This is a genomic window from Variovorax sp. OV700 (assembly GCF_900099805.1).
Taxonomy (GTDB): domain Bacteria; phylum Pseudomonadota; class Gammaproteobacteria; order Burkholderiales; family Burkholderiaceae_C; genus Variovorax.
On the sequence record NZ_FNDR01000005.1, the window covers coordinates 315,262 to 328,577 of the forward strand.

The following is a 13,316-nucleotide window of genomic DNA, read 5'->3' on the forward strand; positions in this document are numbered from 1 at the left end:
CAAGAAAGCATGAAGAAAATATTGATGGGGTTGGCGCTGGGGCTTGCCGGCGGCAGCGCCACGCACGCGCAGTCCAGCGTCACCGTGTTCGGGGTGATGGACCTCGGCATCCAGTACACGAACGGCGTTGGGGGCGGCTCGATCAAGGCGCTGTCGAACGGCGGACTCTCGACCAGCCGGCTCGGATTCCGCGGCACCGAAGACCTGGGCGGAGGCCTGCGCGCGGGCTTCTGGCTCGAGGGCAGCCTGAACCCCGACACCGGTACTGGCCGGCCGAGCAACAGCAACAACCAGGCGAGCGGCGCGGGCACGGCGGGACCGATCACCTTCGATCGCATGTCCTTCGTCAGCCTCTCGTCCGATAGCCTGGGCGAAGTGCGGCTGGGCCGCGACTTCATTCCGACGCACTACAACAGCATCTACTTCGATCCCTTCAACGCCAACGGCGTGGCGCGGGCGGGCAACCTCACGTTCGCGGGCGCGGGCACCGGGCCGTTGCCCACCGCCATCACCGGCAGCAACACGGTGAGCTACTGGCTGCCGGCCCGGCTCGGCGGCTTCTACGGCATGGCGATGATCGGCACCGGGGAGAACGACTCCACCGCGCTGAACCGCGACGACGGCAACTTTGCCGGTGCGCGCTTCGGTTTTGCCTCGGGCGCGTTCGACATCGCCGCGGCCGTCACGCGCTCGCATTTCAACCCCGCCGCCACCATCGGCAACTACACGCACGCCAACATCGGCGGCACGTGGGATGCGGGCTTTGCGAAGTTCTTCGCGCTCTACAACAAGGTGACCGTGAAGCTCGCCGCCGGCACGGTGCGCAAGAACACCGCCGAGATCGGCGCACACATTCCGGCCTTCGAGGTCGGCCGCATCCGGTTGAGCTACGCCTATCTCGACGACCGCAGCGACGAGAGCCTGCGCAACGCCAACGGCATGCCGCGCAACCGCGACGATGCGCGCCAGTTCGGCATCGGCTATGTGCACAACCTCTCGAAGCGCACCGCGCTCTACGGCACCTATGCGCGGCTCATGAACAGCGGTCAGGCGCGCTACGTCGTCAGCGGCGGCGTGGCACCGGCAGGCGGGCGCCGCTCGTCGGGCTGGGAGCTTGGTGTGCGGCATCTCTTTTGAGAAGGAGCAACGACATGCGACGCAGAAACCTCATCACCCTGGCGGCCCTCGCGGCGGGCGGCACGCTGGCAGCGCTGCCCGGCGCGGCGGCCTGGAGCGCCGAAACCTATCCGGACAAGCCGCTGCGCCTGATCGTGGGCTTTGCACCCGGCGGCGGCGCCGACGCGCTCACGCGCATCATCGCGGAGGGGCTGTCGAAGCAGCTCGGCCAGCAGGTGATCGTGGAGAACCGACCCGGCGCCGATGGCGTGCTGGCGGCGCAGGCCACGTCGTCCGCAAAGCCGGACGGCTACACGCTGCTGATGGGCACCAACACCGCGATGGTGGCCGCGCCCACGCTGCGGCCGACACCGCCCTACGACCCGTTCAAGGCCTTCACGCCGATCAGCTCGGCCGGCCAGTTCTCTATGTTCCTGGTGGTGCCGGCCAGCCTGCCAGCGAAGAGCGTGAACGAGCTGCTGGCCATGGTGGCGGCCAAGCCCGGCGCCTACAACTCGGCGTCGAGCAACAGCGCCTCGGAGCTGGCCATGCTGCAGCTGCTGGGCGAGCGCAAGGTGGTCAACGCGCGCTACAAGGGCGACATGCAGGCCATGACCGACTTGCTGGGCGGGCAGATCCACATGATGTTCACCACCGGCACCCTGGCGCCGAGCTTCGTGAAGGAAGGGCGCATCCGCGCGCTGGTCACGCTGCTGCCGCAGCGCAGTGCCTTGCTGCCCGACGTGCCCACGGGCGGCGAGCTCGGCCTGGGCAAGCTCACCATCACGCCATGGGCAGGCTTCTTCGGGCCGCCGGGGCTGCCGCAGGCCATCACCGACAAGCTCTCGCAGGAACTGCAGAACACACTGAAGCGGCCCGACGTGCATGCGCAGCTGGTGCAGCAGGGCTTCGAGGGTTACGGCATGAGCCCCGCGAAGTTCGCTGAATTCTTCCGCGCGCAGTACGAGGCCTTCGGCGCCACCGTGCGGCAGCACAACGTAAAGTTCGAATAGCCGGAGCGGCGGCTCAGCGCCCGATCGAGGGCGCATGGCTGCGCCAGAATGCCGCATCCGGAAACGAGCCCGCGCCCGCCGCGGCGTTGTCGGCCATGTGTTCGGCGCGGCTGGTACCGGGAATCGTGCAGGTCACGGCCGGGTGGCTCAGCACGAACTTCAGCAGCACCTGCGCCCAGCTCGCGCAGCCGATCTCGCCGGCCCATGCGGGCAGCGGCTGGTCCCGCAGCCGGCGCAGGAGTCCGCCGCCGCCAAAGGGCATGTTGACGATCACCGCCACGCCGCGTTCGGCTGCGAGCGGCAGCAGTCGCTGCTCGGCTTCGCGCGCGTCCAGTGAATAGTTGATCTGGAGAAAGTCGAGCTTCTCGGCGCGCAGCACCGCCTCCACTTCGCCGTAGGCCGAGGCGGTGTAGTGCGTGATGCCGATGTAGCGCACCCGGCCCTTGTCCTTCCAGCCGCGCAGCGTGGCGAGATGGGTTTTCCAGTCGACGAGGTTGTGCACCTGCATCAAGTCGATGCGCTGGGTGCGCAGCCGTGCGAACGACTGCTCCATCTGCGCAACGCCGGCTTCCCGGCCCGAGGTCCAGACCTTGGTGGCGAGAAAGGCCTCCCTGTTCTCGCGCTGCTTCAATGCGGCCAGCAGTTCGCCGGTAGTTTCCTCGGATCGGCCATACATCGGCGAGCTGTCGATCACCTTGCCGCCGGCGGCAAAGAGAGCGTCGAGCACGCCGGGCAGGCGCCGGTATTCGTCGGTGCCGGGCCGCTGGTCGAAGCCGATCCAGGTGCCGCAGCCGATCACGGGCAGGGCTTCCTGGGTGGAGGGAATGGGGCGAGTGTTCATCTTCGTCTGCTGCATGGGCTGGGCGGGCTGCTGTTGCGCAAAGGATGGAAGAACGGCGCCCGCCGGCAGCGCCGCGAGGAGCCGCAGGAACAAGGCGCGGGTGAGGTGCGCAGGGGGCGGGCCGGTGGACGTCATCGAACGGCCGCGCCGCCGGGGTGACGGCACGGAACGTTCACCATATCACCGCGCCGCCGGATTCGCCGTTTCAGGGCGTACGGAGAACTCAGTTGCCGCCGCCAGTGCTGGCGGCGGGCCGGTTCATGTAGGCGAGCGTGCTGCCCACCAGCGCGCGCACGCCCACCCGCAACGTGGACTCGTCGATCACGAATTCGGGCGAGTGGTTGGGCGCGCCGCTCCTGTCGCCGAACGGCGAGGCGTTGAGTTGCCAGAACACCACGGGAATGTTCTTGCCGAACGAGCCGAAGTCTTCGGAGCCCATGCTGGGCTGCGACTCGCGCGCCTTGCCCGCTCCGGCCGCGGTTTCGAGCGCCTGCGCCACCGCCTGCGTGGCCGCGGGATCGCTCACCAGCACCTCGTAGCCGGTGTCGATGGTCACCTCGGCGGTCAGGCCGTGGCTTTCGGCGATCTTCTGCGCCTTCAGGCGGATGCTGTCGTGCGCGACCTTCTGGTTCTTCTGCGACAGCGAGCGCACGGTGCCGGCGATCTCCGCGGTGTCGGGCAGGATGTTGACGCGGTTGCCGCTTTGCAGCAGCCCCACCGTCACGACCGTGGGGCCGTCGAGCGGGTCGATCTGGTGGCTCACGATGTTCTGCAGCGCCAGCACGATCTCGGCAGCCGCAAGGATGGGCTCCTTGGCGGTCCACGGCGACGAGCCGTGGCCGCCCTTGCCCTTGAGCGTGATCTTGAAGGCGTCGCCGCTGGCCATGATGCCGCCGCGGCGGTAGCTGATGGTGCCCGAGGGTGCGCGCGCGTTGATGTGCTGGCCCATCACGATGTCGACCTTCGGGTTGTCGAGCACGCCGGCCTTGACCATGGCGGGCGCGCCGCTCGGCACGGGGCCCGGGCCTTGTTCCTCGGCGGGCTGGAACAGGAACACAACGGTGCCGGGCAATTCCGCACGCATCTTCGAGAACGCCTGTGCGGCCCCCAGCAGCATGGCGACATGGGTGTCGTGGCCGCAGGCGTGCGACACCGGCACCTCGCTGTTGAGCCAGGGCGCCTTGGCGGTCGACCTGAAGGGCAGCTCGTTGCGCTCGGCGACCGGCAGTGCGTCCATGTCGGCGCGCAGGGCGACCACCGGCCCCGGCTTGCCGCCGCGCAGCACGGCCTTGATGCCGGTCTTGGCGATGCCGGGCTGCACCTCGATGCCAGGCATCTTCGCGAGTGCGGCTGCGATGTAGGCCGCGGTCTGCACCTCCTGGTAGGAGAGCTCGGGGTGCTGGTGGATGTGCCGGCGCCATTCGATCACCTGCGCCTCGGAGGCATCCGCCAGGGCGAGCGCGCGCGTGGCCAGGGCATTGCCGTTGTCCGCTGCGGTCTGGGCGAAGGCGCCGGTGTTCAGCAGGCTGCCGGACAGCACCAGCAGGGCGAGTGGGGAGCGGATGTTCATGATGGCTCGTGCAAGGAAAAGTGAAAGGACCGCGGCGCACCTTAGCGAAAGCCGGGATGAAGGAAAAGATCCGGAAAACTCCAGAGCGATCAAAATGCCTGATCACTCGATCGCCACGCTTTTTTCATGAACCTGCGGCATCTGAAGATCTTCGAAGCGGTGGCCGAGGCCGGCAGCATCCGCGCCGCGGCGCGCGATTCCACGCTGACGCAGCCTGCCATGACCTACGCCATCCGCGAGCTGGAGCAGAGCGTGGGCGCGCAGCTGCTCGTGCGCAGCGCCAAGGGCGTGGTGCCGACCGAGATCGGGCAGGCGCTCCTGCGGCGGGCGCGCCTCCTGTCCAACGAGGTGCGCCGTGCCGAGGAAGAGATTGCCCAGCTGCGCGACCGCGCGGGCGGCCTGCTGCGCGTGGCCTTCAGTTCGTTCGCGCTCGAGCAGCTGCTGCCAACGGCGCTGCTGGATTTCCGGCGGCAGTGGCCGGGCGTGGCGCTCGAACTGCAGGAGCTCAGCGGCGCCGACGTGAAGGGGCTGTGGGACCGCGGCGATTTCGATTTCGCGATCCTCGGCGAGCTGGAGCCCGCGGCCGATGACGGTCTCGACCGGGAGGTGCTGCTCAGCTTTCCGCTGGCCGCCATCGCGCGCGCGGGCCATCCGCTGGCGCGGGTGCGATCGATGGCCGGGCTTCAGGGGGCGATGTGGGTCGTGCCGCCGTACGGCGCCGAGCTGCTGAAAAGAAACTTTGCGGCCCTGGAAATGCCGCCGCCGCGCGACATCGTGATCTGCCATTCGTGGCAACTGGGCGCGACGCTGGTGCGCAAGGCCGATGCGCTGACGCTCGCCTCGGCGTCCCTGTTCACGCGGTCGGCGACGCGCTGGGGGCTGGTCGCGCTGCGACTGGCGGACAAGCTGCCCAATGCGCATGTCTCGCTGCTCATGCGTGACCGCGCCTCGCTCACGCCCGCGGCCCGCGCGTTCTCGCAGGCACTGCGGGCGGTGGCGCACACGGTGCAGCCGCCCGGGCGCTGAGCGGCCTCAGCGCAGGTAGCGCCCGTCGGCCTTGAGCATCGACAGTTCGGAGAACGTGAGGCCGCGGTGCTCGCCGGGCCGGTACGACACGGCAATGCCACCGATGTCGAGCGTCTTGAACGACTCGAGGCCCTTCTGGAGCGAATCCGGCGTGGGGTTCGGTCCCGCGCGCTTCAGTCCCTCGACCATGACCTTGGCCGCCACGTAGCCCTCGAGGCTGGCATAGCTGAACTCGGTCGCGCCAATTTTCTTCATGGCCGCCTGGTATTCGGCAATCACCGGCATCGCGCTGTTCCAGGGGTAGGGCACGACCTGCGAAATGACCACGCCGGCCGCGTCTTTCTTGATGTCCTGGAACAGCTTCTGCCCGTTCAGGAACGAGAACGAATAGAAGGCCGTTTCGCCGCCCGCGGCGCGGTAGGCCGAGATGAACTTGGCCGCCACGTCGTTGGTGACCGCCAGCACCACCGCCTTGGGCTTGAGCTTGGCCAGTTCAACAGCGCGTTCGGCGGCGTCGGAGCCGTCGTTCTTGATGGCCACGCTGCCCGCCATTTTCTCGCCGCGTTCGGCGATGAACTTCTGCGTGCTTTCCAGCGCCGAACGCGCGCCGGGGTTGTCGTTGTGCGCGAAGGCGATGCGCGAGAGGCCGATGGTGAACAGGTGGTTCACGATGCGGCTGTACTCCTCGTCGAAGCTGATGCGTACCGGGAAGTTGTATTCGGAAAACTTGGTCACCGGGCCTGCGCCGGTGTAGGGGCCGATCACCGGGATCTTCAGTTCGTTGGCAGCCTTCAGGGCCCCGACCGACGACGAGGTGCCGATGGGCATGAGGATGCCGACAGCACCTTCCTTCACGAAGGTCTTGACGTTTTCGGCGCCCTTGGCGGGGTCGTAGGCATCGTCCAGCTGGCGCAGTTCGACCGGCCGTCCGTTGACGCCGCCATTCGCATTCAGCGCGTTGAGCATGGCGCGCACGCCCATCAGGGGCTCGGGCGAGAGGGACGCCAGCGGACCGGTCTGCACGTAGGTCTGGCCGATCACGAGCGGTTTGGTTTGCGCCTGTGCGGCGGGCGAGAGTCCGAGGACGAAGGCGGCCAGGGCAGAAGCCAGCAGGTGAATCTTTGTGTATTTCATAGTCACAAATTGTTAATGACTCATCTTAAGGGGCCGGTGCCCATGAGGTAAACCGGTATTTGGTTTCTGCGTTGTTGTGGCCCACAAAATACTGTATAAAAGTACAGTTAACTGTTGCATCATGGGCCTTCCTTTCCTCGACTCCTTTTCCGCTGCCGCCGGCCGTGGCGTCTGGCACGCCGACGAGCTCGGCCTGGCCGACGCGCAGGTCGTCGCCACCGGCCACGCCGCGCTGGACGCGGAGTTGCCGGGCGGTGGCTGGCCGGTGGGCGCCATGACGGAACTGCTGCAAGGCACGCCCGAGGCGCATGTCTGGCGGCTGCTGCTGCCCGCCTTGGGGCAGGCGGTCCAGGCGCGCGGCGGGCCGGTGGTGCTGATCGGTGCGCCCTATGAGCCTTGCGGGCCGTCGCTGGCGGCGCAAGGCCTGCCGGTGGAAGCGCTGATGTGGGTCCGGAGCGAGGCCGCGGCCGCGCGGCTGTGGGCTTGCGAGCAGGCGCTGCGCTGCGCGGACGTGGCGGCCGTGCTGGCCTGGCTGCCGCAGGCCCGGGTCGGCGAACTGCGGCGGCTGCAGCTGGCGGCGGCGCAGCACGAGGTGCTGCTTTTCGTGTGCCGGCCCGAATCGGCCGCGCAGGGCGCTTCGCCGGCCCGGCTGCGGCTTCAGGTGGAAGGCTGCGCGGCCGACAGCTCGCAGATCGAGCTGCGCATCCTGAAGCGCCGCGGCCCGCCGCTGGCCGCGCCGGTGATGTTGCCCGCGCGCAACGAGCGCATGGCCGCCTTGCTGGCCGCCGCACGGCTGCGCCGCAAGCTGCGACTGCAGCAGCAGGGCACGGTGCCGGTGGGTGAAGCGTCGTCGTCGGCCACGGTGGTGCGCATCGACGCATGGAAGGGAAACGGGAATGCACTGGATCGCATTGCGGTGGTCGCTTGAATCCGACGCGCCTGAAGCGCCGGCCCTGCCCACGCCCGAAGCACTGGGCTGGTGGGCGCTCCAATACACGCCGCACGTCGCTTGGCAGGACGAAGCGCTGATGCTCGAGGTCTCGGCCTGCGAGCGCCTGTGGGGCGGGCGGCTTCAGTTGATGCGCCAGCTTGTCGCCTCCAACCCCGCGCCCGACGTGCGCATGCTGGGCGCGCAGGGTGCCACGAGCCTGGTCGCGCTGGCCCGGCTGCGCCTGTTCGAGCGCAACGAAGATCGGCCCAAGGACATTCCGGCCGGCCTGCCGCTGGACACCTTGAGCGCCGCGCGCGATCACCTCGACCTGCTCGCGCGGCTCGGCTGCCGCACCTGGGGCGAGGTGGCGGCCCTGCCGCGCGGCGGCCTCACGCGGCGCTTTGGCGCGGTGCTGCGCGAAGCGCTCGACACCGCCTGGGGCCTGCGCCCCGAAAGCCACAGCTGGCTCACGCTGCCCGATGTGTTCGAGCAGAAGCTGGAACTGCCCGCGCTGGCCGAGACCGCACCCGAGCTGATGTGGTCGGCCAACCGCCTGCTCTCGGCGCTGCAGATCTGGCTGCGCGCGCGGCAGCGTGGCGCCCGCGCGCTCGAGCTGCAATGGACGCTCGACCTCAAGCGCTTCAACGGCGTGAACCTGCCGCCGCACCAGCAGGTCACCGTGCGCACGGCCGAGCCCACGCAGGACATGGCGCACCTGCGCCGGCTGCTGTCCGAAAAGCTCGCTCTCACCACGCTTGCGGCGCCCGCCAGCTGGCTCCGGCTGCGCACGCTCGAAACCGATCCGTGGGCCGGCGCCAGCACCAGCTTCCTGCCAGAGGACAACCGCAAGGGCGACAAGCTGCACGAAATGGTCGAGCGGCTCAGCGTGCGGCTCGGACCGCAGCAGGTGGTGGTGCCCGCCGCCGAGGCCGACCACCGGCCCGAGCGCAAGCAGGCCTGGCGCCCCGCGCTGCAGAAGGACAAGGCACCGCCGGACAAGACCCGCAAGGGAGCGAAGGCCGCGGCTTCGCAGCCCGATGCCCTCTACCCGCCATGGCTGTTGCCCGAACCCCTGCTGCTCGAGATGGACGGCGAGCGCCCCTGCTACCGAGGCCCGCTCAGCAAGCTGGTCGGGCCGCAGCGCATCGAGGCAGGCTGGTGGGGCGGCAAGCAAGACGGCGGCCAGCCCGCGATGCGCGACTACTACATCGCCGAAAGCCCCGAGGCCGGCCTGGTGTGGATCTTTCGCGAGCGGCCCTCCGCGCGGTTTTCTCCAGGCGAAGTGCGCTGGTACCTGCAGGGGCTCTATGCCTGACCTGAGCGAAAAGCAGCTGCGCGGGCGCAACTCTGCCGAGGTGCATGCGCTGCCGCAGCGGGCTCGATCCAAACCGGGGCTGCCAAGCCTGCCGGACTACGCGGAGCTGCATTGCCTCACCAACTTCAGCTTCCAGCGCGGCGCCTCGACGCCCGAGGAGGTGGTCGAGCGCGCCTACCAGCTCGGCTACACGGCCCTGGCCATCACCGACGAATGCTCGGTGGCAGGCATCGTGCGCGCGCACGTCTGCCTGCGCGAGCTGCCGGCCAAGCTCGACGAATACGAGCGCAAGCACCCCGAGGAGCCGCCGATTCCGCGCAACCCCGGCTTCAGGCTGCTGTTCGGCAGCGAGTTCCGCTTCGAGCGCTTCAGGCTCGTGGTGATCGCGAACGGCACCGAGGGCTGGGGCAACCTTTGCGAGTTCATCACCGCCGCGCGCAACACCGAGCTGCCCAAGGGCGAATACCGCGTGAGCTGGGAGGGCAGCGACGTCGCTTCGCTGCAGGACTGCCAGGTTCTTTTCGTGCCGCATCGGGCGCCAGGCGGCGCCATCGATGCCGCCACGCTGCATGAAGACCTGCTGACCGCCAAGGCGCTCTACGGAGAGAACCTGTGGCTCGCGGTCGAGATGCTCAACGAGCTCGACGACGACCTGTGGTTTGCCGCGCTGATGCAAGCGGGCGAGCAGGCCGGCGTGCCGCTGGTGGCGGCCGGCGACGTGCACATGCATGCGCGATCGAGCAAGCCGCTGCACGACGTGCTCACGGCCGTGCGCGAAGGCAAGACCGTGGCCGAATGCGGCTTTGCGCTGCAGTCCAATGCCGAGCGCCATCTGCGGCAGCGGGTGCGGCTGGCCGAGCTCTATCTTCCCGGCATGCTGTCGAACACGCTGGTGGTAGCCGCGCGCTGCAGCTTCGATCCGGAGGTGATCCGCGAGAACTACCAGTACCCGCTCGAAACCGTGGGGAGCCACGAGACGCCGGCCCAGACGCTGGTGCGCAAGACGTGGGAGGGCGCGCAGGAGCGCTATCCGGGCGGTGTTCCCGCCAAGGTGCGCGAGCAGGTGCAGAAAGAGCTCGACCTGATCCTGGAGCTCAAGTACGAGATGTTCTTTCTCACGGTGGAAGACATCGTCCGCTTCGCGCGCTCAGAGCACATCCTCTGCCAGGGCCGCGGCTCCTCGGCCAATTCGGCGGTCTGCTTCTGCCTCGGCATCACCGCCATCGACCCCGAAAAAGGCCACCTGCTGTTCGAGCGTTTCCTCAGCCGCCACCGCCACGAGCCGCCCGACATCGACGTCGATTTCGAGCACCAGCGGCGCGAGGAGGTCATCCAGTACATCTACCAGAAATACGGCCGCGAGCGCGCGGCCATCGCGGCCGTCGTCATCTGCTACCGCGCACGCAGCGCATTGCGCGACGTGGGCAAGGCAATGGGCATCGACGAACGCCTGATCGACGAATTCGCCAAGGACCACTACTGGTTCGACGACACCGTGCTGGGCGAACAGTTGTTCAAGGCGGCCGCTCGCGTGGGCGTGGAAGAAGACGAGCTCAAGCTGGTGCAATGGATCGAGATGACGCAGCGGCTCAAGGGCTTTCCGCGCCACCTGAGCCAGCACGTGGGTGGCTTCGTGCTCACGCACACCAGGCTCACGCGGCTGGTGCCGGTCGAGAAGGCGTCGATGAAAGACCGCTCCGTCATCCAGTGGGAAAAAGACGATCTCGAAGCCATGGGCATGCTCAAGGTCGACGTGCTCGCGCTCGGCATGCTGAGCGCCATCCGCCGCGGGCTCGACCACATGAACCGCTGGCGCGGCTCGGCGGTGGAGATGCACCACATCCCCAACGACGACCAGAAGGTGTTCGACATGATCTGCGATGCCGACACCGTCGGCGTGTTCCAGATCGAGAGCCGCGCGCAGATGTCGATGCTGCCGCGCCTGAAGCCGCGCTGCTACGAAGACCTGGTGATCGAGGTCGCCATCGTGCGGCCGGGGCCCATTCAGGGCGGCATGGTGCATCCGTATCTCAAGCAGCGCGAGCGCGTGGACAAGGGCTTGCCGATCCACTACGAGAAAGAAGAACTGCGGCCCGCACTGGAGCGCACGCTGGGCGTGCCGATCTTCCAGGAGCAGGTGATGCAGATCGCAATGATCGCGGCCGATTTCACTGCCGACGAGGCCGACCAGCTGCGCCGCGCCATGGCCGCATGGAAGCGCAAGGGCGGCCTCGACAAGTTCCACGACAAGCTCGTGCAAGGCATGGTCCACAAGGGCTACAAAGAGTCGTTCGCCGAAGCCATCTTCAAGCAGATCCTCGGCTTTGGCGACTACGGCTTTCCGGAAAGCCACGCCGCAAGCTTTGCCTTGCTGGTCACCGTGAGCAGCTGGCTCAAGAACTACGAGCCCGCCTGCTTCCTGGCGGCGCTGCTCGACTCGCAGCCCATGGGTTTCTACAGCCCCTCGCAACTGGTGCAGGACGCGCGCCGCCATGGTGTCGAGGTGCGGCCGGTCGACGTCACGTGCAGCGAGATGGACACCACACTCGAAGCCCGCAGCCCCGATGCGCCGCGCGTGCCACCCGGCACCGATGCGCGCTATGCCGAACAGCGCCTGGGCAGCGAGAACCAGCCCGCGGTGCGGCTCGGCCTGCGCCGGATTTCGAGTCTCAGCGAAGCCGGTGCGAAGCGCCTGCTCGAAGCGCGCGCACAAGCGCCGTTCACCAGCACCGAAGACCTCGCCCTTCGCGCCGAGCTCGACGGCAAGGACATGGCGGCGCTGGCCGCGGCCGATGCGCTGATGTCGCTCTCGGGCCATCGGCGCCAGCAGGTGTGGGACGCCACCGCGCAGCGCCGCGCGCCCGCCTTGCTGCGCGGCGTGCCCATCAACGAAGAGGCCCTGGAACTGCCGGCCGCGCCCGAAGGCGAGGAGATCGTCGGCGACTACGCCGCGCTCGGCCTTACGCTGCGCCGCCATCCGCTCGCGCTGCTGCGCCCGCGCCTCGCGCGCATGAACCTCATGAGTGCTGAAGAGTTGCGCGCGCAGCCCAGCGGCCAGACCGTGCGCGCCTGCGGCATCGTCAAAGGACGGCAGCGCCCGGGAACCGCCAACGGCACCATCTTCGTCACGCTCGAGGACGAGACCGGCAACGTCAACGTCATTGTCTGGAGCCATGTCATCGAGGCCTGGCGCGAGCCGCTTCTCAAGTCGCACCTGCTCGCGGTGCAAGGCACCTGGCAGCGCGACGACGACAGCGGCGGCAAGGTGCAGCACCTGATCGCCACCGGCTTCAAGGACCTGACGCCGCTCATGGGGCGGCTGGCGCTGAGCAACACCAGCCGCGACTTCCATTGAGGCACTGGATCGAATGCAACCGATCGTTCCATGTCTCGCGCATACCACGACTTTTCGCTAACCTGTTTCTCCCATGTCCGCACTCGCCCTTGTTGATCATGTCGCCGCCGGTCCGATCGGTCCGCCGCCGCCCGCGCCCGACGTGCCGATTCCCATGCCGCCGCCGCCGCCGATCGGCCCTCCGCCCGAGGGCGATCCACCGCCCGTCGAGCCGCCGTTCACTGACCCGGGTTTTCCACCGCCCGTGGTGGAGCCGCCCATGCAGCGGGCCGGCGCGGTGCCGTTCGGAAAGCCGCATGCGCGTCGGCTGCGCGAAATCTACCGCTCGGCAGGCTGGCCCTGCTGCGACGCCATCGAAGTCGAGCTGCTGGCGGGCGGGTTCCTCGAACGCGTGCGCACTTTGCATGGCCACGAAACCCTGCGCGTGACCGATGCCGGCATTGCACGCATCGCCACCACGCTCACCATCAACCGCGCGGCGCTCTCGCCGCATGAAGCGCTGGTCGAACGCGTGGCACGCGAGATGACGCGCGGCGGCCGCATCGCCTGGCGCGGCCTCGGCTTGCGGGCACGCCTGCCGCCGCTCGAAGAAGGCGGCAAGGCGCGCTGGTGCATGGCCAGGCCCGACGTGTTCTCGATCCGCAACACCAGCGTCGAAGCCTATGCGCACCCGATCGTGCACGAGGTGAAGGTGAGCCGCGCCGACCTGCTGGGCGACCTGCGCAAGCCCGACAAGCGCGCGGCCTATCTCGACCTGGGCGGCGAGTGCTGGTACGTGCTGGGCAACGATGCGCGCGGCCGATGCATTGCATCACCCGACGAAATTCCGCCGGAGTGCGGCGTACTGGTGCTCGAAGGCGAGCGGCTGGTGGTGGCACGCGCCGCCGTGCACCGCGCCTTCGAGCGCATTCCGTTCGGCGTGTGGCTGGCGCTTGCCAAGGCCCAGCCCATTGCGGGCTTCGACGACGATGCGCAGGACATGCTCGGCGAGCTGGAGGCGGAGAGTTTGCAGTAA

10 protein-coding genes are annotated in these 13,316 nt (G+C 68.4%); 7 read left to right on the forward strand and 3 right to left on the reverse strand.

The window, feature by feature from the left end; translation table 11 throughout:
- The first annotated feature begins 9 nt into the window (after nt 1–9).
- Together BLR24_RS14295 and BLR24_RS14300 are read left to right on the forward strand one after the other, a co-directional pair.
- Nucleotides 10–1,137 (forward strand): porin, encoded by a 1,128-nt coding sequence (locus BLR24_RS14295; protein WP_093017890.1) that lies wholly within the window; start codon nt 10–12, stop codon nt 1,135–1,137.
- A 14-nt stretch (nt 1,138–1,151) separates the two neighbouring features.
- On the forward strand, nt 1,152–2,129 hold the full coding sequence (locus BLR24_RS14300; protein WP_093017892.1) for a Bug family tripartite tricarboxylate transporter substrate binding protein: 978 nt from the start codon (nt 1,152–1,154) through the stop codon (nt 2,127–2,129).
- A gap of 13 nt (nt 2,130–2,142) precedes the next feature.
- Here the strand turns inward: BLR24_RS14300 and BLR24_RS14305 are convergent, their stop codons facing one another.
- Nucleotides 2,143–2,985 (reverse strand): aldo/keto reductase, encoded by an 843-nt coding sequence (locus BLR24_RS14305; protein ID WP_254787313.1) that lies wholly within the window; start codon nt 2,983–2,985, stop codon nt 2,143–2,145.
- 208 nt (nt 2,986–3,193) lie between these two features.
- Nucleotides 3,194–4,540, reverse strand: a complete 1,347-nt coding sequence (locus BLR24_RS14310) for a M20 metallopeptidase family protein (RefSeq protein ID WP_093017896.1) — start codon at nt 4,538–4,540, stop codon at nt 3,194–3,196.
- Nucleotides 4,541–4,666: 126 nt separating this feature from the next.
- On the opposite strand from BLR24_RS14310, the gene BLR24_RS14315 reads away from it, so the two are divergent.
- Nucleotides 4,667–5,566: a LysR family transcriptional regulator gene (locus tag BLR24_RS14315; protein ID WP_093017897.1), complete on the forward strand. Its 900-nt coding sequence runs from the start codon at nt 4,667–4,669 to the stop codon at nt 5,564–5,566.
- Between the two features lie 6 nt (nt 5,567–5,572).
- Here BLR24_RS14315 and BLR24_RS14320 read toward each other — a convergent pair whose 3' ends face one another.
- Nucleotides 5,573–6,700: an ABC transporter substrate-binding protein gene (locus tag BLR24_RS14320; RefSeq protein WP_093017899.1), complete on the reverse strand. Its 1,128-nt coding sequence runs from the start codon at nt 6,698–6,700 to the stop codon at nt 5,573–5,575.
- Nucleotides 6,701–6,821: 121 nt separating this feature from the next.
- Between BLR24_RS14320 and imuA the strand changes: the two genes are divergently transcribed.
- The 4 genes from imuA (at nt 6,822) to BLR24_RS14340 (ending at nt 13,316) form a co-directional block, all read left to right on the forward strand.
- Nucleotides 6,822–7,628 (forward strand): translesion DNA synthesis-associated protein ImuA, encoded by an 807-nt coding sequence (gene imuA, locus BLR24_RS14325; RefSeq protein ID WP_093017901.1) that lies wholly within the window; start codon nt 6,822–6,824, stop codon nt 7,626–7,628.
- Nucleotides 7,597–8,946, forward strand: a complete 1,350-nt coding sequence (locus tag BLR24_RS14330) for a Y-family DNA polymerase (protein ID WP_093017903.1) — start codon at nt 7,597–7,599, stop codon at nt 8,944–8,946. Before imuA ends, BLR24_RS14330 begins: the two co-directional genes overlap by 32 nt.
- The gene (locus BLR24_RS14335) at nt 8,939–12,301 is read left to right on the forward strand and encodes an error-prone DNA polymerase (RefSeq protein WP_093017905.1); all 3,363 of its coding nucleotides are present in this window, start codon (nt 8,939–8,941) and stop codon (nt 12,299–12,301) included. The genes BLR24_RS14330 and BLR24_RS14335 overlap by 8 nt, the downstream gene beginning before the upstream one ends.
- Nucleotides 12,302–12,374: 73 nt before the next feature.
- On the forward strand, nt 12,375–13,316 hold the full coding sequence (locus BLR24_RS14340) for a hypothetical protein (RefSeq protein ID WP_093017907.1): 942 nt from the start codon (nt 12,375–12,377) through the stop codon (nt 13,314–13,316).

Coding starts and splice junctions, on each gene's coding strand:
- BLR24_RS14320 (WP_093017899.1), bottom strand. CDS start 6,700: ATGAAATACACAAAGATTCACCTGCTGGCTTCTGCCCTGGCCGCCTTC.
- BLR24_RS14295 (WP_093017890.1), top strand. CDS start 10: ATGAAGAAAATATTGATGGGGTTGGCGCTGGGGCTTGCCGGCGGCAGC.
- BLR24_RS14310 (WP_093017896.1), bottom strand. CDS start 4,540: ATGAACATCCGCTCCCCACTCGCCCTGCTGGTGCTGTCCGGCAGCCTG.
- BLR24_RS14305 (WP_254787313.1), bottom strand. CDS start 2,985: ATGCAGCAGACGAAGATGAACACTCGCCCCATTCCCTCCACCCAGGAA.
- imuA (WP_093017901.1), top strand. CDS start 6,822: ATGGGCCTTCCTTTCCTCGACTCCTTTTCCGCTGCCGCCGGCCGTGGC.
- BLR24_RS14315 (WP_093017897.1), top strand. CDS start 4,667: ATGAACCTGCGGCATCTGAAGATCTTCGAAGCGGTGGCCGAGGCCGGC.
- BLR24_RS14335 (WP_093017905.1), top strand. CDS start 8,939: ATGCCTGACCTGAGCGAAAAGCAGCTGCGCGGGCGCAACTCTGCCGAG.
- BLR24_RS14330 (WP_093017903.1), top strand. CDS start 7,597: ATGCACTGGATCGCATTGCGGTGGTCGCTTGAATCCGACGCGCCTGAA.
- BLR24_RS14300 (WP_093017892.1), top strand. CDS start 1,152: ATGCGACGCAGAAACCTCATCACCCTGGCGGCCCTCGCGGCGGGCGGC.
- BLR24_RS14340 (WP_093017907.1), top strand. CDS start 12,375: ATGTCCGCACTCGCCCTTGTTGATCATGTCGCCGCCGGTCCGATCGGT.